This is a genomic window from Desulfacinum infernum DSM 9756 (genome assembly GCF_900129305.1).
GTDB classification, from domain to species: Bacteria; Desulfobacterota; Syntrophobacteria; order Syntrophobacterales; family DSM-9756; genus Desulfacinum; species Desulfacinum infernum.
This window is the reverse complement of record NZ_FQVB01000023.1, coordinates 25,087-42,432: the sequence shown is the minus strand read 5'-3', so window position 1 is coordinate 42,432 and position 17,346 is coordinate 25,087. Positions and strand designations below refer to the sequence as shown.

At 60.0% G+C, this 17,346-nt stretch carries 15 protein-coding genes; 13 read left to right on the top strand and 2 right to left on the bottom strand.

The window, feature by feature from the left end:
- Positions 1 to 116 precede the first annotated feature (116 nt).
- The 5 genes from BUB04_RS12020 (at position 117) to lspA (ending at position 7,827) form a co-directional block, all read left to right on the top strand.
- Positions 117 to 1,838 (top strand): ATP-binding protein, encoded by a 1,722-nt coding sequence (locus BUB04_RS12020; protein WP_073039821.1) that lies wholly within the window; start codon positions 117 to 119, stop codon positions 1,836 to 1,838.
- A 97-nt stretch (positions 1,839 to 1,935) separates the two neighbouring features.
- Positions 1,936 to 2,253, top strand: a complete 318-nt coding sequence (groES, locus tag BUB04_RS12015; protein ID WP_281246594.1) for a co-chaperone GroES — start codon at positions 1,936 to 1,938, stop codon at positions 2,251 to 2,253.
- A gap of 44 nt (positions 2,254 to 2,297) precedes the next feature.
- Positions 2,298 to 3,929, top strand: a complete 1,632-nt coding sequence (groL, locus tag BUB04_RS12010) for a chaperonin GroEL (protein ID WP_073039817.1) — start codon at positions 2,298 to 2,300, stop codon at positions 3,927 to 3,929.
- A 201-nt stretch (positions 3,930 to 4,130) separates the two neighbouring features.
- Positions 4,131 to 6,923, top strand: coding sequence for an isoleucine--tRNA ligase (gene ileS / locus BUB04_RS12005; RefSeq protein WP_073039815.1), 2,793 nt, complete (start codon positions 4,131 to 4,133; stop codon positions 6,921 to 6,923).
- A gap of 376 nt (positions 6,924 to 7,299) precedes the next feature.
- Complete coding sequence (gene lspA, locus BUB04_RS12000) at positions 7,300 to 7,827, top strand: signal peptidase II (RefSeq protein ID WP_218588442.1); 528 nt, start codon at positions 7,300 to 7,302, stop codon at positions 7,825 to 7,827.
- A gap of 99 nt (positions 7,828 to 7,926) precedes the next feature.
- Here lspA and BUB04_RS11995 read toward each other — a convergent pair whose 3' ends face one another.
- Positions 7,927 to 8,625 carry a hypothetical protein gene (locus BUB04_RS11995; RefSeq protein ID WP_073039813.1) on the bottom strand — a complete coding sequence of 233 codons (699 nt, stop codon included), beginning with the start codon at positions 8,623 to 8,625 and terminating at the stop codon, positions 7,927 to 7,929.
- A gap of 458 nt (positions 8,626 to 9,083) precedes the next feature.
- Between BUB04_RS11995 and BUB04_RS20110 the strand changes: the two genes are divergently transcribed.
- The 8 genes from BUB04_RS20110 (at position 9,084) to BUB04_RS11955 (ending at position 16,118) form a co-directional block, all read left to right on the top strand.
- The gene (locus BUB04_RS20110) at positions 9,084 to 9,542 is read left to right on the top strand and encodes a type IV pilin protein (protein ID WP_281246592.1); all 459 of its coding nucleotides are present in this window, start codon (positions 9,084 to 9,086) and stop codon (positions 9,540 to 9,542) included.
- A 111-nt stretch (positions 9,543 to 9,653) separates the two neighbouring features.
- Entirely contained in the window at positions 9,654 to 12,050 is a 2,397-nt protein-coding gene (locus tag BUB04_RS18800) for a tetratricopeptide repeat protein (protein WP_178371978.1), read from the top strand.
- Positions 12,051 to 12,256: 206 nt separating this feature from the next.
- Positions 12,257 to 12,745: a type IV pilin protein gene (locus tag BUB04_RS20105; protein WP_084076449.1), complete on the top strand. Its 489-nt coding sequence runs from the start codon at positions 12,257 to 12,259 to the stop codon at positions 12,743 to 12,745.
- Entirely contained in the window at positions 12,742 to 13,515 is a 774-nt protein-coding gene (locus tag BUB04_RS11975) for an Ig-like domain-containing protein (RefSeq protein ID WP_073039808.1), read from the top strand. Before BUB04_RS20105 ends, BUB04_RS11975 begins: the two co-directional genes overlap by 4 nt.
- Positions 13,512 to 13,997 carry a GspH/FimT family pseudopilin gene (locus BUB04_RS11970; protein ID WP_073039806.1) on the top strand — a complete coding sequence of 162 codons (486 nt, stop codon included), beginning with the start codon at positions 13,512 to 13,514 and terminating at the stop codon, positions 13,995 to 13,997. The genes BUB04_RS11975 and BUB04_RS11970 overlap by 4 nt, the downstream gene beginning before the upstream one ends.
- Complete coding sequence (locus tag BUB04_RS19370; RefSeq protein WP_353743181.1) at positions 13,945 to 14,412, top strand: prepilin-type N-terminal cleavage/methylation domain-containing protein; 468 nt, start codon at positions 13,945 to 13,947, stop codon at positions 14,410 to 14,412. The genes BUB04_RS11970 and BUB04_RS19370 overlap by 53 nt, the downstream gene beginning before the upstream one ends.
- The gene (locus BUB04_RS11960) at positions 14,369 to 15,565 is read left to right on the top strand and encodes a PilW family protein (protein ID WP_492215218.1); all 1,197 of its coding nucleotides are present in this window, start codon (positions 14,369 to 14,371) and stop codon (positions 15,563 to 15,565) included. The genes BUB04_RS19370 and BUB04_RS11960 overlap by 44 nt, the downstream gene beginning before the upstream one ends.
- Positions 15,566 to 15,587: 22 nt before the next feature.
- Complete coding sequence (locus BUB04_RS11955; protein ID WP_143156464.1) at positions 15,588 to 16,118, top strand: hypothetical protein; 531 nt, start codon at positions 15,588 to 15,590, stop codon at positions 16,116 to 16,118.
- A 393-nt stretch (positions 16,119 to 16,511) separates the two neighbouring features.
- Here BUB04_RS11955 and BUB04_RS11950 read toward each other — a convergent pair whose 3' ends face one another.
- Positions 16,512 to 17,294: a DsbC family protein gene (locus BUB04_RS11950; protein WP_073039797.1), complete on the bottom strand. Its 783-nt coding sequence runs from the start codon at positions 17,292 to 17,294 to the stop codon at positions 16,512 to 16,514.
- Positions 17,295 to 17,346: the final 52 nt, after the last annotated feature.

Sequence of the window (17,346 nt, the reverse complement as noted above, 5' to 3'; positions counted from 1 at the left end):
CAGGGAACAAGGCAGGGGTGAGAAATCTTTCGCCCTGCAGATCCCGTTTCTTGGATGGGTCATGTCTCATACAGGCTGGAAATTTTCTGAGCAGCCAGGGGGGCACCACAGGATCCATGACAAAGAATTCTTCCCAGGCCGGAGAACCTTCCGACGAAGTCCGGGAAAACGGGATCTTTCGTAAGGTCCAGGCGCACCTGGTCTTTCGTCTCCTGGCTGCGGTGTTCTTCCTTGTGGTCACCTTCCTTTTCCAGTTTCGTCTTCGGGGAAACCTGCTGGCGCCGCCCCTCACCCCCCTCTACCTCTTTTCAGCGATCCTCTTCCTGGTGACCGTCGTGGCGGCCGGGATCCTCCGGTTCATCAGGGCCGTGCGGCTCTTCGCCGCCGGACAGTTCCTCATCGATATCCTCGCCGTGACGATCCTGATCTTCCTTTCGGGAGGGGTGGAAAGCCCGTTCGGTTTCCTCTACATCCCCATCATCATCGCTGCCGCCGTCTTCTTCTACCAGCGGGGGGCCTTTCTGGCGGCGGCCGCCTCCAGCATGGCCTACGGGGCGCTTCTGGACCTCCAATACTTCGGCTGGATCCGCCCGCTTCATTTCCTTCCGGGAGGTTCAGTCCCCAGGGGCAGCGATCACTACTTCTACATCCTCATTGTTTCCATGGCGGCCTTCTTTCTGGTCGCCTTCTTGAGCGGACACCTGGCGTCCCAGTTCCGCCGATCCCTCCAAGAGGCCCGAGCGAGCAAAGAGGAGCTGGAATGGGTGGAAGACTCCTACCGGAACATGGTGGAGCGCATGGGGGCCGGGCTGCTGATCCTGGATGAAGCCGGCCTGGTGCAATTTGCCAACCCGACGGCCCACCTGCTCCTGGAAGCGGACCCCGGAGCCTTGGTCGGAAAGCCCCTCGAGCGGGTGGAGCCGCGGCTGCACGAGATTGTCCAGCGAGCACCCAAATCCCGCGCCGAGACTCGGGGGCGGACAACGGAAATGCCGCTCCCGCAGGAAGTGACGGTCCGCGACTCCGGCACCATCCGGCGCTCGCTTCTGGTGAGCCTCACCCGGTTCAAAGAAAAGCCCGAAACAGCACCCGGTGACAGAAGGATCGTGCTCCTCATGGACCAGACCCGCCTCAAAGCCATGGAAGAGCACGTTCGGCGCCTGGAACAACTGGCCTTTGCCGGAAAAATGGCCGGAGAGATCATCCACGAAATCAAGAACCCGCTGGCGGCGATAAGCGGCGTGGTGCAGATCCTGGAAAACGACGGGCCGGTGGACGAGTCGGCCCGGAGACTCAACCGGATTCTTCAAAGAGAAGTGGAGCGGATCAATAACTTGTTGACCCGCTACTTGTGGCTCGCCCGGGAGGCCCGTCAGGGGGAGAGTCCGCAGCCGGTTCTCCTTCGCGAGGCCGTCCAACAGGCCGTGGAAGCCTTGCAAGATTCCAAGCACCTGGGCGCTTCCCACCAGATCCACACGGAAGTAGATCCGGGAGCCGTCGCCAAGATGCCGCCCCGCCACCTGCACCAGATCCTGTGGCACCTGCTGGCCAACGCCGCCGAAGCCCTGCCTCAGGGAGGAAGCATTGGAATTCGGGCTTTCCCGGAGACCGCCACCGACGGCCGGAGGATCGTGGTGAACGTCTCGGACACCGGACCCGGAATCGATCCGGCCCATCGCTCCCGCATCTTTGAGCCCCATTTTACGACCAAGGACGGCCACATGGGGCTGGGCCTGAGCATCGTCTACCGGTTGGTGGAAGAGGCGGGAGGTCGCATCCGCTTGGATTCCGATCCCGACTTTTCCACCTCCTTCACCCTGATTCTGCCCGCCTTCTGAGTTTTCCCTCTTGCCAACGGGGTCCCACATGATTATATAGCACTCGTCTTGAGTGAGTGCTAATAGGGGTGCGCATGTTTTCTTCCGTTGCGCAACAATCCAATCGAAGAAAGGAGTCGAATCCATGAAACTCAAGCCCCTCAATGATCGTGTTGTGGTCAAGCGTCTGGAAGAGGAAGAACGGACCGCCGGCGGTATCATCATTCCCGACACGGCCAAGGAAAAGCCCATCCAGGGTGAAATCATCGCCGTCGGAAGCGGCAAGCTCATGGAAGACGGCACGCGCCGCCCGCTGGACGTGAAGGAAGGCGACCGGGTGTTGTTCAGCAAGTACGCCGGAACGGATGTGAAGGTGGAAGGCGAAGAGCTCCTCATCATGCGCGAAGACGACATCCTGGCCATTATCGAAAAGTAAACCGGTCCGAGCGAATCACCCAACCCTGAAGGAGGTTGTACCCCATGGCAAAGCAGCTGATCTACGACGTGAAGGCGCGCGAAGCCCTGTTGAAGGGCGTCAACACCCTGGCCGACGCGGTCAAGGTGACCCTGGGTCCCAAGGGTCGCAACGTGGTCATCGAAAAGGCCTTCGGCGGCCCCACCGTGACCAAGGACGGCGTGACCGTGGCCAAGGAAATCGAAGTGGAAGACAAATTCCAAAACATGGGCGCCCAGATGGTCAAGGAAGTGGCCAGCAAGACCAGCGACGTGGCCGGCGACGGCACCACCACGGCCACCATCCTGGCCCAGTCCATCTACTATGAGGGCTCCAAGCTGGTCACCGCCGGTGCCAACCCCATGGCCCTGAAGCGCGGCATCGAGAAGGCCGTGAAGGTGGTGGTGGATGAGCTGAAGAAGATCAGCAAGCCCACCAAGGATCAGAAGGAAATCGCCCAGGTCGGCACCATCTCCGCCAACAACGATGCCACCATCGGCAACATCATAGCTGAAGCCATGAACAAGGTGGGCAAGGAAGGCGTGATCACGGTGGAAGAGGCCAAGGGCATGGAGACCACCCTGGAAGTGGTGGAAGGCATGCAGTTCGACCGCGGCTACATCTCCCCTTACTTCGTCACCGACCCGGAAAAGATGGAAGTGGTCCTCAATGAACCCCTGATCCTGGTGCACGAAAAGAAGATCAGCGGCATGAAGGACCTTCTGCCCGTTCTGGAGCAGGTGGCCCGGATGAACCGTCCGCTCCTCATCATCGCCGAAGACGTGGAAGGCGAGGCCCTGGCCACGCTGGTGGTGAACAAACTCCGCGGCACCCTGCAGGTGTGCGCCGTGAAGGCCCCCGGTTTCGGTGACCGCCGCAAGGCCATGCTGGAAGACATCGCCATCCTCACCGGCGGCCAGGTGATCAGCGAGGAGAAGGGCATCAAGCTGGAAAGCGTGAGCATCAACGATCTCGGCAGTGCCAAGACGGTGCGCGTGGACAAGGACAACACCACCATCGTGGACGGTGCCGGTGACCGCAAGGCTCTGGAAGGCCGCGTGCGCCAGATCCGCACCCAGATCGAAGAAACCACCAGCGACTACGACCGCGAGAAACTCCAGGAACGCCTGGCGAAGCTCGTGGGCGGCGTGGCCGTCATCAGCGTGGGGGCCGCCACGGAAACCGAGATGAAGGAAAAGAAGGCCCGCGTGGAAGACGCCCTCAACGCCACCCGCGCCGCCGTGGAAGAGGGCATCGTGCCGGGCGGCGGTGTGGCCTACCTGCGCTGCCTGAAGGCCCTTGAGGATCTCAAGCTGGAAGGCGAAGAGCAGCACGGTGTCAACATCATTCGACGCGCCCTGGAAGAGCCGGCCCGTCAGATCGCCAACAATGCCGGCGAAGAAGGTTCCGTCATCGTCCAGAAGGTGAAGGCCGGCGAAGGCGCCTTCGGCTACAACGCGGAAACCGGCGAATTCTGCGATCTCTTCGAAGCCGGCGTCATCGACCCCACCAAGGTGACCCGTTCCGCGCTCCAGAACGCCGCCAGCGTCGCTTCGCTCATGCTCACCACCGAATGCATGGTGGCGGAACTGCCCAAGGAAGAAAAGGCCGAGATGCCGGGTGCCGGCATGGGCGGCGGCATGGGCGGTATGTACTAGGAAGGAAATGGCGCGTTTCCATGGCGCGTGTGGGAGGCCTCCCCGCCGGGGAGGCCTTTTTTTATGGAACGCTCACATCCATTGGAACCTTGACTTGGCGCGGCTCTGTGCTACAAGCATAGGTTCTTCACGGTTGACTCACGAAAAACCCTTAAAAGGCTTCAATGCATGGCGACTTCAGGAGGGACCGAGGGACGCACGATGGACTACAAAGATACGCTCAATCTTCCCAGGACGAAGTTTCCCATGAAGGCCAACCTGTCTCAGCGCGAACCGGAAATCCTGGCCAAATGGGAGCAGATGGACCTCTACAACACCCTTCGCCGTCAGTCCTCGGGGCGAACGCCTTACATTCTCCACGACGGCCCTCCCTACGCCAACGGTCACATTCACCTGGGAACGGCCCTCAACAAGATCCTCAAGGACATGATCGTCAAAAGCCGCCAGATGAGCGGCTTCGACGCCATCTACGTGCCGGGCTGGGACTGCCACGGGCTGCCCATCGAACACCAGGTGGACAAGGAACTGGGACCTAAGAAGAAGACCATGACCCAGGTGGAGATCCGCCGCCGCTGCCGCAAGTACGCGGAAAAATTCATCGACATCCAGCGAAACGAGTTCAAGCGGCTGGGGGTCCTGGGCGAATGGGACAATCCCTATCTCACCATGAGCTACGACTATGAGGCCACCATCGCCCGGGAGTTGGGGCGGTTCTTCGAGCGGGGGAGCGTGGTCCGGAGCAAGAAGCCCGTCTACTGGTGCTGCAGCTGCCGCACGGCTCTGGCCGAAGCCGAGGTGGAATACCACGACCATGTCTCGCCGTCCATCTACGTCAAGTTTCCCATGACCGACGAGAGTCGGGCGGCCTTTCCGGAGCTGGCTGGCAAGGACGTGTCCGTTCTCATCTGGACCACCACACCCTGGACCCTTCCCGCCAACCTGGCCATCACGGTCCACCCGGACTTCCGGTACGTGGCCGTGGAAGCCAGCGGCGAAGTCTGGATCCTTGCGGAGGGCCTGCTGGAAAATTGCATGCAGGCCTTCGGAATCGAGGATTACAGGATTCTTCGGCGATTCGACGGACCGGAACTCAAGGGCCTCAAGTGCCGCCATCCCTTTGTGGACCGCGAATCCGTCCTGGTTTTGGGAACCCACGTCACCCTGGACGCCGGCACCGGCTGCGTCCATACGGCCCCCGGCCACGGCCGCGAAGACTACGACATGGCCCTGGAATACGGTCTGGATGTCTATTCGCCGGTGGATGACGACGGCCGCTTCACGGAGGAGGTGCCGCTTTTCGCCGGTCGGTTCGTCTTCGACGCCAACAAGGACGTCAACGCCAAGCTCAAGGAACTGGACAAGCTCGTTCTGGAAAGGGAGATCACCCACAGCTATCCTCACTGCTGGCGCTGCAAGCAACCGGTGATCTTCCGGGCCACCGAGCAGTGGTTCATCTCCATGGAGATCAACGATCTCCGAAAGAAGGCGCTCCAGGCCATCGACCAGGTCCAGTGGGTGCCGTCCTGGGGCCGGGACCGCATCTACCAGATGATCGAAAACCGTCCCGACTGGTGCATCTCCAGGCAGCGGTCCTGGGGGGTGCCCATCACCGCCTTCCGGTGCCGAGCGTGCGGGGAGATCCTGGCTTCCCGGGAGGTATTCGACCGCGTGGTGGAACTTTTCGAAAAGGAAGGGGCCGATTGCTGGTTTGAGAGGCCGGTGGAAGACCTGCTGCCGGAAGGGGCGGCCTGCCCGGGGTGCGGAAGCCGGGACTTGGAAAAGGAGATGGACATCCTGGACGTGTGGTTCGATTCCGGGGTTTCCCACGCGGCGGTCCTGGAACGTCGGCCCTACCTGCGATCCCCGGCGGACCTCTACCTGGAGGGGAGCGACCAGCACCGCGGCTGGTTCCATTCGTCGCTCCTGGCGTCCGTGGGAACGCGGGACCGGGCGCCCTACAAGGCGGTGCTCACCCATGGATTCGTGGTGGACGGCCAGGGCTACAAGATGTCCAAATCCCTGGGCAACGTGATCGTTCCCGATGAAATCATCAAACAATACGGAGCCGAAATCCTGAGGCTTTGGGTGTCGGCGGAAGACTACCGGGACGACATCCGCATTTCCCAGGACATCCTCAAGCGGTTGAGCGAGGCCTACCGCAGGATCCGCAACACCTGGCGCTACCTCCTGGGGAACCTCTACGACTTCGATCCGGAACGGGATGCGGTCCCCGTGGAGAAGATGCCCGAACTGGACCGCTACGCCCTCCATGTTCTCCAGAAAATCATTGAAAAGGTGCGGCGTGCCTACGACCGGTTCGAGTTCCACCGCGTCTATCACACCGTTCACAACTACTGCGCCGTGGACCTGAGCGCCTTCTATCTGGATATCCTGAAGGATCGCCTCTACACGTCGCCGGCGGCGAGCCCGGAGCGCCGCGCGGCCCAGACGGTGCTCCATCGGATCACCACCACGCTCCTGCGCCTCATGGCCCCGATCCTTTCGTTTACGGCCGAGGAGGCGTGGTGGCACCTGCCTGGAAACCACGGCCCCTCCGTGCACATGGAGGGATTTCCGGAGGTGGACGAGGCCCTGCTGGATCCGGCGCTGGAAGAGCGGTGGGAGCGGATCCTGCGGCTCCGTGCCGACGTGAGCCGGGCCCTGGAGGCCGCGCGGCAGGCCAAAGTCATCGGCCACGCCCTGGATGCCCGGGTCCGGCTGTCTCTTCCCCATGGATGGAAGGCATTCTTCGCCGACGACGCGGAGCTTCTCCGCACGGTCTTCATCGTCTCCGACGTGCGGATGGAGGAAGGCGAGGACTGGCGGGAAGCCGTGGAGGGCCAGGAGGTGGAAGGTCTTCGGGTGCTGGTGGAGGCGGCCTCCGGGGAAAAGTGCCGGCGGTGCTGGGTGAAATCGGAGACCGTGGGAACCTTCGACGACCATCCCGGCGTGTGCGGGCGCTGCCACGCGGCCTTGCAGGCGTTGGCCGGGTGACGGAGGCGGCATCCGGGCGGCCTTTTTTCTGGGTTCACCGCAGAGACGCAGAGTTCGCAGAGACGGATAGGAGGTGCTGGCATGGGCCGCCCCGGCCGGAGCGGCCCATGCCAGGATCCGGCGCCTTCGGCGCGCGCATGCTGCCGCGCACAAGGCGCCCCCTCTTTGTGGTCGAACACATTCTTGGGCCGGACCAACAAAGCCGGAGGCGCGGCGAAAACCGCCACAGGGAGTGACCGGCCATTCCAAGGCGGCGGGGCGCCTCCCGGCTCATCGCGCCTTGCGGCGCTCCCACAGGCTGGCCAGCACCCGGGGGCAGGTTTTTCCATTGAGGCGGGGGGCGAGCTTGCCATGATCGCTAGAGTGAGTCTCATGCATGGACAACCATAGGATGAAAAAAGAGGGATCTTCGCCGGCCGGACGGGCGGTGGATTATGGCCTGCTGGGGGCCGTGGTGCTGACGGTTCTCGCCGTGGATCTTTTCACCAAGGAACTGGTCCTCCGGTTTCTTCCCCTTTACAGCCAACGGGAAATCATCCCCGGCTTTTTCAACCTGGTGCATGTTCGGAATACGGGGGTGGCTTTCAGCTTTTTTGCCGGAGCCGACGATCCCTGGCGCCCCAAGGTTTTGGCCGGGGTGGCCGTGGTGGCTCTGGGGGTCGTTTTTTTTCTTTATCGCCAGTGCCGTGCCGAAGAGCGAGCCAAGCGGCTGGCCTTGAGTCTCATTGCGGGAGGGGCCCTGGGGAACCTGGTGGACCGCCTTCGGTTCGGGGAGGTGGTGGATTTTCTGGATTTCTACCTGGGGCCGTACCATTGGCCGGCGTTCAACGTGGCCGACATGGCCGTCAGCGCCGGCGCGGGACTCCTTCTCTACACCCTGCTCCGCCACGGGCCGCCCCATTGAACGCCCATGAAAAAAGGCCCGGCGTCTCCCGCCCCGGGCCTCCCGCTTTGCCAACAATCCCTTATCCCTTATCCCCTAGCCCTTACCCCTTCCTAATCCTTAATCCTTCATTCCTTCCTTGCTCAGGTGGATGGTGACAAATTTCGGCACCCACTGACGCTCCTTCGGGTCCCACACGTATTGGCGCAGGACCAGGGCGTCCTTGTAGATCCGTTCCACCATGCCTTCCGGTGTGAGGGGTGTCCCCTCCTTGACGATGTAGCCCTTGCCGGCTGCATCCTCGATGAGGGCCCGGGAGCCCATGGCCCCCCACACGATGGCCTTGAGACCCCGTTCCACCTCCCCCAGGTTCATCTTCTGAAGGGGGGTGAGGGGCAGTCCGGAATTGGACAAAGGACTCGGCCTCTCCTCGAACTCCGGGAGAGATTCGGTGACGGTGGTCTCCGGGCTGATGAAGGGGACGAAGGGGTCCACCAGGCCCAGGGGGCGGTAGCGGAAATCGTCCGTCAGAAGGGCTTGAAGCATCTGCCTTCGAAGGGTCTGGGCCTGCTGCGGGCTGATCTCCGGCTCTTCGGAAAGTACGGAGGGACTTGGTTCCACCGGGGGAGGAGCCTGCGCGTCTCCTGGAGGCGCCTCCGGCGGCTGGGCCGCCGCGTGGGCAAAGGCGGGTGCCGCAAGAAGAATCGCCAGGAAAATGACAGCGCCCCACGAAACCCCGCCTCTTTTCGGGCGGGTGCCATGAGGGAAGATCCAGGAAAGGGCTCCGGCCCGGTCGGTTGGACGAATCCGCCTCATCATGTTGCCATCCCCATCTCTTGACTGAAGTCTCTTGACGTGCCCTCAACAACTTGTTTTACTCTACAGAAAAATCCATTGCGATCAAGAAAAAGCGCGCAAGACCACCGGTCTCTTTTCGACTATCGGCGGATCTGCAGGAAGACTTGAGCCTCGACACATTTTGTCCGGAAACTGACATATTTTGTCACCCCTCCCGCTGCGCCAACCTGTCCACCTCTGGTGCGGACCGGTCCTAACTGCTGGACATGTCACCGGTTGCATGATTTTTGGTGAGTGGCATACCGATTGCTTAAAGTCTTAGGCAATGGGATCCGATCATCATAGGTGATGGTTCTTCCCAAACATGCCGAGGAAAGGAGGGATGCGAAGGATTCGGCGGGAAACGATCCCCATGCGGGCAAGGGGGCGTTTGTGGTCCCCGAACATTACGTAGTCGTCCCAAGGAAGGAGGCAAATCCATGTTGATCAAGATGAAGGAAAGCAAAGGTTTCACCTTGGTGGAACTCATGATCGTGGTGGCCATCATCGGCATCCTGGCCGCCGTTGCCGTACCGTTCTATCAGCGGTATGTGAAGAAGTCCAGGCTCACAAGCCTTGTGATTCCCGGAGTCCATGCTATCGAGAATAGCATCACCACGTATTATAGTGTGCGAGGTACGGCGCCGGACCTCAGTGACAGCGATGTTCTTAATGCGATGGCGCGAGATGCGGATACCACATGTTTCGATGTGGAACAAGGCTCTTCGACGATTTCTCTTCAAATTACCATCGATGATGATGAAACTGCCGAAAAATGTCAACCTATTAAAGACCTGCAACCCGGCTCCTTCAGCGTCGTTGCAACGGTAACTGGCGATGGTAAGCTTGTTTGGACTTTCGATGGTGCACTTGCTGAAGAGTTGGGCCTTGCCGACTAATCGGTAGCCCATCGGCCAGTTTTTGGTTCACCTGTTCGGCCCCTTATCTGTATGACGAACCTAATCAGAGGGGTACTCTTATGGGGTACCCCTCGCTTTGATAAGGTTATCATGAAAAGGCTAAGTAGGAATGCCGTAATTTATTGTACTTTTTTGCTGATCCTATTGACCGCGTATTCGAATACGATAACCTCCCCCCCTGTCCTAGATGACTTTCATACCTTTGTGCGCAACTCCGATGTGCATTTTGAGGAACTTTCCAAGGATGTTTTGGACAATGTCTCTAAATCTTACTTTGGGATTGCGAGACTCATTCCCATGATTACCTTTGGGTTTGATTATTGGTTGGGCGGGGGTAGTATAAAAATATTTCACATGACAAATATAATTATACACGTGCTCTCCTGGCTTTCCTGCCTTTGGATGGTATATAGTCTAAGTTGGGCTAATAGCGTAAACCGAAGAAACCCCAACAGCGACGATGGGTTCTTGTTGTTTGCTTCGGCCGTTGCTTGTTTGTGGGCGGTGCACCCGGTTCAAACCAGCTCTGTTACCTATTTGGTTCAGCGGATGGCCTCCTTACAGGCTTTCTTCTTCATGGCCAGTTGTGCGGCCTTCCTGACTGCAAGAATGTTGTTGCGAATCGGAAGGAAGAGTTTTTCCTCTTTGTGGTTTGCAATATGTGGCATTTTCGGTCTGGGGGCCTTCTTATCCAAAGAAAACTCCGCCATGCTCCCCGTTATCTTGCTGGTGATAGAAATTTGCTTCTTTAACCCTGACCTTCCGGCTAGGGTTTATGCGAAAGCAAAACTTTGCGCAAAAAGACCATGTTTTCTGGCTCTATATGTTATTTGTGCCTTTTTGGTTGCGTGGGTCGCAAAGTCATTATGTGTATATTTTGCAGGGGGATACAGCGGACGACATTTCACTATGGCGGAGAGACTCCTCACCGAAGCCAGAGTTGTCATGGATTACATTGTGGCTGTCATTGTTCCAAATCCTGAATTTCTTTCTCTTGAACATGACGTCCCAATATCTTCTTCATTGTTGAATCCTCCTAGCACATCCCTATGTGCTCTTGCTATTCTTCTATCTCTATGCTTTGCTGTTTTGTTTTATCGGCGGAACTCTATTATTAGTTTTGGTATAGTATGGTTTTACTTAAATCTTATAATTGAATCGACAATTGTACCGCTTGAGCTTAAGTTCGACCATAGGATGTATCTTCCCTCGGTGGGTCTTATCTTGGCGATTGTTGAGGCAGCTCGCTTGCTTGTGTCCAAATGTGTGAAGAGGTATTCTGAGGAGGAAAAAGGCAAACTTGCCTGGGCGAGTGTGGCCGTTATCTGCTCGATTCTGTCTCTCTTGACGTTTTCCAGGAACGAAGATTGGCGGGACATTATCACGATTAATCAGGACGCTGTACAAAAGGCGCCGAATAATCCACGAGCCCACGCGAACTATTCTGTCGCGCTTGTAAAGGCGGGACGCTACGATGAAGCAATTTTGGAAGCCCAGAAAGCCATCGAGCTCGGGCGTCCAGGGTTCGAAGATCATTTTGTGGCGAGTACTACCATTTTGACAGCCTATATGCAACAAGAGGAGTGGGAACAAGGAATTGAAGAGGGAAGAAAACTTCTGGAAATTCAGCCTGATAAATTTGATGCTACTTCTCTGCCAATTTTTTATCTAAAGCTTGGGTATTGTTATCGAATTTTAAAGCAATATTCTGAGTCCTATCGCTTCATTAGAGAAGCGCTGGAGGTTATTAAGAAACACCCAAGGTTGTCGGTGGACAAAAAGTGGGTTTATGTGGAACTCGAGTCGCTATTGGAAGATATAAAGGATGTGCAAGAGGATATCGACGGGGACCGGTTTCCGGACCCCGGTCCCCTATCCATCGAGGCATGGATTGCTCAGAGACTTTATGAACTTAAGGATTTTGAAGGAGCCACGCTTTTCGCTCGGAAGGTTCCGGAAAACCCAACGGCTCAACGGGTGCTCCGCCAGATCGCCCTTTTTAGGGAACGGACCCAAGAACAGCAAAGGGGCTGGAGCTTCACTCGTAAATACCTGCAGCAACCGTGGAGTGTTTCGAACCTTTCGCTGGGAATAGCCTATGCTGTTCGCCGGTATGACCTGGAGCCGTTTTGCCCCCTGGGTCAATGGCTTTTAAGGGGGTTGTCGAAGCGGGATTCCTCTAAGTCTGATGTGCATCTTCTTCAAGGCTGGTATGCTTTTGAAAGAGGAGACTATGAGGGGGCGGTCGCCAGCGCCAAGAAAGCCATCGAGCTGGATCCGCAGTATGCCAAGGCCTGGATCGCGCTTGGATTTTTCGCCCAGAAGAAGGGCGATGTGGCCACCAGTCTGACGGCGTTCAGGCAGACCTTGGAGCTTTATCCGGGCTATCCCAAAAGGGATGTGTTGGAGGAACTCATGGCGCGGCTCGAGGCGAGCGCCGTGGCAACGCCGGAGGCGGACAAGGAGCCCGTGCAGGGGGCGGCCTGACAAGGATGTGGAGGGGGCGGAAAGTGCGGCCGGGGGTTTCGGCATCCGGAGAGCGCATAGATGCGTTTGATCGCTGGGGCTTCCGGAGCGGAGCAATCTTCATTTCAAGTTCTTCGTTCCATTTGACGATTATAGAATAAGACGACGGCCGAAGGCCGTCGACCTGATCCAATCCGGCGCGGGCAAAAAAGACGGGTGGGGAAAAGATGAAACGTTCTGCGTCTTCTTTCAGGTGTGGTGCCCTCCGAGAGGATCCAACCGGCTTTACGCTGGTGGAGCTCATGGTGACCGTGGCGATCCTTGCCATCCTGGGTTCCGTGGCGATTCCGGCGTACGTCAACTACGTGAACCGGGCCCGCCAAAGTGAGGCCATCCTGGCTCTCATGAATGTCAAGATGGACCAGGAGATGTTCTGGGACGAGAACAACCGCTATGCCGGGACCATCAGCTGCCTGGCTTCGTTCGGAAGCTCCTGCTCGGCGTCCACGGTGCGAACGACCGCCAGCGGGTACCAGGTCAAGGTGGATTCGGCGGGAGCCGTGACCTTTCGGGTGAGGGCGTCCAAGAAGCTCTACGACTACGCGGCCACGGACATCATCGAGTTGTACGTCACCGCGAACACGCCGGATGCGACGCCCCAGGTGCTCCATCCCGATGCCACCGCCTTTTCCGTCTTCAAATGGATTTTCGAATGATGGCAGCCGGAGGCCGTAAACACCGTAAAGCATGGGGCGCCGTCCTGGTAGGCGGTGCCTTTCTCGCCCTTTTGGCCTGTTCTGCGGGCGACGAGCCGCCCAAGGATCGTACAGACACGGTCTCCCGAGAAAAGGCCGGAGCGGTCGTGGGAGGCCGGGAAACGGGACCGGTGACGGATCGCTCGGCCGAGGGGGATGCCCGGGTTCGCGTGGGATCGGTTCGGATCGAGCCGGCGAATCCCGTAACGGGCGATGCCGTCCGGGCGGTGGTGGACCTGCACAATCCATTGGATCTGGAAACTAGTGTGCATTACCGATGGAAAATCAACGGGAAGCCCGTCGAGGCGGATGCGCAGAACCTGCCCGTGCCGGTGAAATACGGGGATCTGGTGAGTGTGGAAGTGGCGGTTTCCGTTCTCGGCGAGGTCCTTGATCCGGTGGTGGCCACCGTGATGGTGGGCAACGCGCCCCCTGTGCTCGAACTCGCTGAGGAGACCGTTCACGAGGGCGAGTATCTGGCATCCTTCAGCCTCAATGACCCCGAGGGGGATTCCCTGCGGTTCCGATTGCTGGAGGGGCCCGAAGGGATGCAAGTGGAGCCCGACGGAGCGAGCCTTCGCTGGCGGCCCGAAAAAGGTGCCCTAGGCGTCTACCGTATTGCCGTCGAGGCCGAGGACGGAGTCGGGAACAGGACGCAGTACACGTTCGACATGACGGTGTCCCCACCCCCCGAGGGAGAAGGAAGCGGGCCGACGGGAAAGACGCCATGAAGCCTTGCCAGAACCAAAAGGGGTTTACCCTTGTGGAGTTGATGGTGACCGTCGCGGTGGTGGCCATCCTGCTGAAACTCATCGGCTGGGGGCTGGGCGGAGCGACGGCCGAAGAGGATGTGCGAACCGCCGCCCGGCGCCTGGAGACGGTCATCCAGGAGGGCAAGGCCCTGGCCTACGAGAAGGGAGTGACCCACAGCCTGATCTTCAACCCCAACAAGAGGGAATACAAACTGTTCCGCGACGACAACGGGGACGGCCAGCGGGACCCGGGAGAACCCTGGATCCGCGTGGAAAGTCTGTCTTCGAGGGTGACGATCTCGAGCAACACGTTTCCCGTCAATGGAGCGGGGTGGCGGGTTTTGTCCATCGGAAACGACGGAAGACCCAACGGAACGCTGGGTACCGTCACCTTTCAGTCATCGGGCAATGTGTCGGCGACGGTTTCCGTCAATATCTTGGGGCGGGTCTATGTGCAATAGGAGCGTCTCGGGCGAACGGGGGCGGGCGTGCCTCCAAGGAGGGACCCGCGGGGGGTTCACGCTTGTGGAGGTCCTGGTCTCGCTGTTGGTCCTTGGGGTGGCCCTCATGGCGCTTTGGGGATTCCACTGGACGAGTCGCCAGGTGAATCTCAAGACCAAGCGGGAGGCTTCGGCCCTTGTGTTTGCCAATCAACAGCTGGAGACCTTTCGCAGCACGTTGGCCTCGGGCGGGACGGTGCCGGTGGGCACCACCACGGACGTCCTGCAGCAGGGTAACGTGACCTATACCCGCGTTACCAACGTCGCCCAGGATGGGACCTTCCCCTGGCGGCTGAATGTGACCGTGACGGTGCAGTGGGCGGAGCAAAGAGGTGGACAAGGCCAGACGGTACTTCGAACAATCCTGGTTCCGTAGCCGGGGGCGTGGAAGGGCGGAAGCGCGGCTCCGGACGGTGCCGCCGTCCTGCCGCCCCCGGGCCCCCCACCCCGGGGCGGGGATCGAAAGAACGGGCGCCGGCGGAACCTTTTGGGGGAGCGCCGGCATGACGCTGGTGGAGCTCATGGTTTCCATCGCCATCACAGGGGTGGTCATGGCGGCGGCGGTGGGCATCTTCACGGCTCAGCACCGGAATTACGCCCGAGACCGAAGCGAAAAGGAAGTGGCCCAGGATGCCGGCGACGTCTTGCGCCTTCTCCAGCGGGACCTCATGGAGGCGGGCTGGTCGGTCAATCCCACCATGGCCTTCTACATCCAGGACGGCGGAGCCAACGGTAGTGACCGGCTATACGTGAACGACGTGGACCTGCTCGATCCGGTCGCGGGAGCCGCCCGGCTGATGGATTCCCAGTGCGCCGCGTGCCTTTCCATTGTGTCGGGATCAGGGACCACCACCCTGACCGTGGCCGATCCGCTCAACGACGCGTCCTGTACGGACGATCTGGATATCGACGGGGACGGGGTGGATACGGATTCGTGCGGGGGCGACGGCCTGCCGGATGCGGACAGCGACGGGGACGGAGCGGACGTGGTGGGAGGCGTCTACCAGTTCGTGATCAGTGACTCCGGAACCAACAAGGTGGCGCGCGTCACTTCCACCTCGGGCCTGCAAGTCAACACGGCCGGCCCCCTTTCCGGCACCTTTCTGGCGCCCGCCCTTTATTATTGCGTGGATGACGGCAATGCGGATTGCCATCCAGCGGGTTCGCCGGAGGTGTTCGTCCTTCGCCGAAGCGATCGGTCCACCGGCGGGCGCCAAGTGGTCGCCGCCAACGTGGCGGGTCTCCAGGTGGCCTACCAGGACGATGCGGGAAACTGGTACGGCGCGGCCGGCTGCGCCGGTGTGGGCGTGGGGGGAGGCTTCTGCGAAATGTCGCCCTTCGATCCCAGCCGGATCCAGGTGCTGCGTGTGTCGGTCGTCCTGAGGAGCCCCACCCGGGATCGGGACCGCCTGAACGATCCCTCCTTCTGCCGGCCCGCCGTGGAGAATCGCACGGCCGGTGGAGCGGCGGCCGATTGCGGCTACCTGTACCGAACCTACACGGTGCTCATCCATCCTCGAAACACCTGAGCCTGGAAAGAGGAAGGGCCACATGGAGACAAGAGAGCCACGGACTCGGCAGAGCCGGTACGGAGGGGCGACATGGGCTGAGGAGGGCATGGCCATGGTGCTGGCCATCTGCATGGTGGCTCTTTTGAGCCTCCTGGGGGTGTGGCTCGTGGTCCAGAGCGGCAGCACCTACCGGATCACCCAGTCCGTGGAGCGCCACGACGTGACGTTCAACCTGGCGGAAGGGGCCTTGCAGCTCAGTTGGCGGTGCCTTACGGAACGCTCCAACGAGGAGATCCTCAGGGATCTCACGCCGAACCAGGATGTCACCCCCGCCCAGATCCCCTACATGCAACCCGACCAGAGCCTGGGAACGGGCCCGGGTACACTCACGCCCCAGATCACCTTTTTGGACGCAAGGACGGTTCCCGGCTGGGACATCAATAAGTTCCGCGGCTACTACTACCTGGCCCGGGGCCAGGGGGTGCAGCCGCTTCCGGATCAGCGGGGCGGAGACGCCCAGTCCCGTGTGGTGAGCTTCATCCGAAAGATCGGCCAGGTCCGCTCCCGGTAAGAAGAAGTCACCCGCCAGGAAGATCCCCTCCAAGCGTGTCCGATAATGGATCTCCGACCTACCAGGCCGGGAATATTCGTCCTCTTCGTAGCTGCGGGGCTTCAGCCCCGAGGAAATAGGCCGTTGCAGCCCATTGACATAACAGGCACCATGGCCGGTAGCCCATCCGACGTGCGGGAGATCTTCCGCAGCCCTGGAGGGCTCCGCTACGCGAAAAGCGGTCGTCCCTGGGGTCTTCAGGCAAGGTCCTCGGAGCGTATCCGGAAGATCCGCAGACCGGCATTCCCGCTGCCGCGGGGTCCATGACTTGCTGAAGCCCGACTCCCGCTGCCGCGGGGACGGCGAACGGACGTGGGAAGACGGGACCGGTCGTTTCCCGGCAGGATCCCTGGATTACCTGCCGCTTGCGCTTCGTTCCATGGCCCTCTCTACTCGGGTCACCAGCTCGTCGTTGCCCATCAATCCCGAATGAAAGGTTCCGTCCGGAAAGATGTAGGTGGGGGTTCCCGAGATCCCTTTGGATCTGAGAAACGCGGCGGTTTCATCCACCGTGCCGGCCCCTTCCGCGCATTGGTTTCCCGACGAGTAGCCCTGCTTGAATTCTTCCAGGCCCTTCTTGTCGCATAGGAGTGCAATGCACTGTTCGCGCGCTCCCTTGTGAGACGGCAGGGGAAAGAGGATATAGCGCGCACGCATGCGCCCCTGCCTGCCCAGCTCCTCCAGGCGCTCTTCGGCCTGTCGGCAATAGGGGCACTGGGGGTCCGTCACGATATAGACGTAATTGGATCCGGTGCCGCTCTCGAAGGCCGTCCAGCCCTTCAGCCTGTCCAGTTCCTCGGGCGTCAGGCGGTTCGCCTCTTCCGTCGCCGTTCGGGTGAGGTTGGCCCTGGCCTCCACGTCGATGACCTGACCGAGGATGAAGTACTTTCCCGATCTGTCCGAATAGAAGATCCTTTTCTGTCCCTGGAAGAGGACCTGCACCTGGCACAGCCCCGGGACGGGGCCGGGGGAAATCTCCTGGATGATCGTCCCTTGGGGGAATATCTTTTCCGCTCCCTGTTGGAGGGTGGTCCTGTCCGGGCAAGGGGAATCGGATGCCGGGACGGGATTGGGTGCGAAAGTGAGCAACAGGCCCGCCAGTACAACGAGGAGGGCGATACGGTTCGTTGCGTCCATGAAAGATCTCCTTTTCCGAAAGGTGGGTGGAAGGGGTGAAGGCGGCTCCGCC

Coding starts and splice junctions, on each gene's coding strand:
- BUB04_RS12020 (WP_073039821.1), top strand. CDS start 117: ATGACAAAGAATTCTTCCCAGGCCGGAGAACCTTCCGACGAAGTCCGG.
- groL (WP_073039817.1), top strand. CDS start 2,298: ATGGCAAAGCAGCTGATCTACGACGTGAAGGCGCGCGAAGCCCTGTTG.
- ileS (WP_073039815.1), top strand. CDS start 4,131: ATGGACTACAAAGATACGCTCAATCTTCCCAGGACGAAGTTTCCCATG.
- lspA (WP_218588442.1), top strand. CDS start 7,300: ATGGACAACCATAGGATGAAAAAAGAGGGATCTTCGCCGGCCGGACGG.
- BUB04_RS11995 (WP_073039813.1), bottom strand. CDS start 8,625: ATGATGAGGCGGATTCGTCCAACCGACCGGGCCGGAGCCCTTTCCTGG.
- BUB04_RS20110 (WP_281246592.1), top strand. CDS start 9,084: ATGTTGATCAAGATGAAGGAAAGCAAAGGTTTCACCTTGGTGGAACTC.
- BUB04_RS18800 (WP_178371978.1), top strand. CDS start 9,654: ATGAAAAGGCTAAGTAGGAATGCCGTAATTTATTGTACTTTTTTGCTG.
- BUB04_RS20105 (WP_084076449.1), top strand. CDS start 12,257: ATGAAACGTTCTGCGTCTTCTTTCAGGTGTGGTGCCCTCCGAGAGGAT.
- BUB04_RS11975 (WP_073039808.1), top strand. CDS start 12,742: ATGATGGCAGCCGGAGGCCGTAAACACCGTAAAGCATGGGGCGCCGTC.
- BUB04_RS11970 (WP_073039806.1), top strand. CDS start 13,512: ATGAAGCCTTGCCAGAACCAAAAGGGGTTTACCCTTGTGGAGTTGATG.
- BUB04_RS19370 (WP_353743181.1), top strand. CDS start 13,945: ATGTGTCGGCGACGGTTTCCGTCAATATCTTGGGGCGGGTCTATGTGC.
- BUB04_RS11955 (WP_143156464.1), top strand. CDS start 15,588: ATGGAGACAAGAGAGCCACGGACTCGGCAGAGCCGGTACGGAGGGGCG.
- BUB04_RS11950 (WP_073039797.1), bottom strand. CDS start 17,294: ATGGACGCAACGAACCGTATCGCCCTCCTCGTTGTACTGGCGGGCCTG.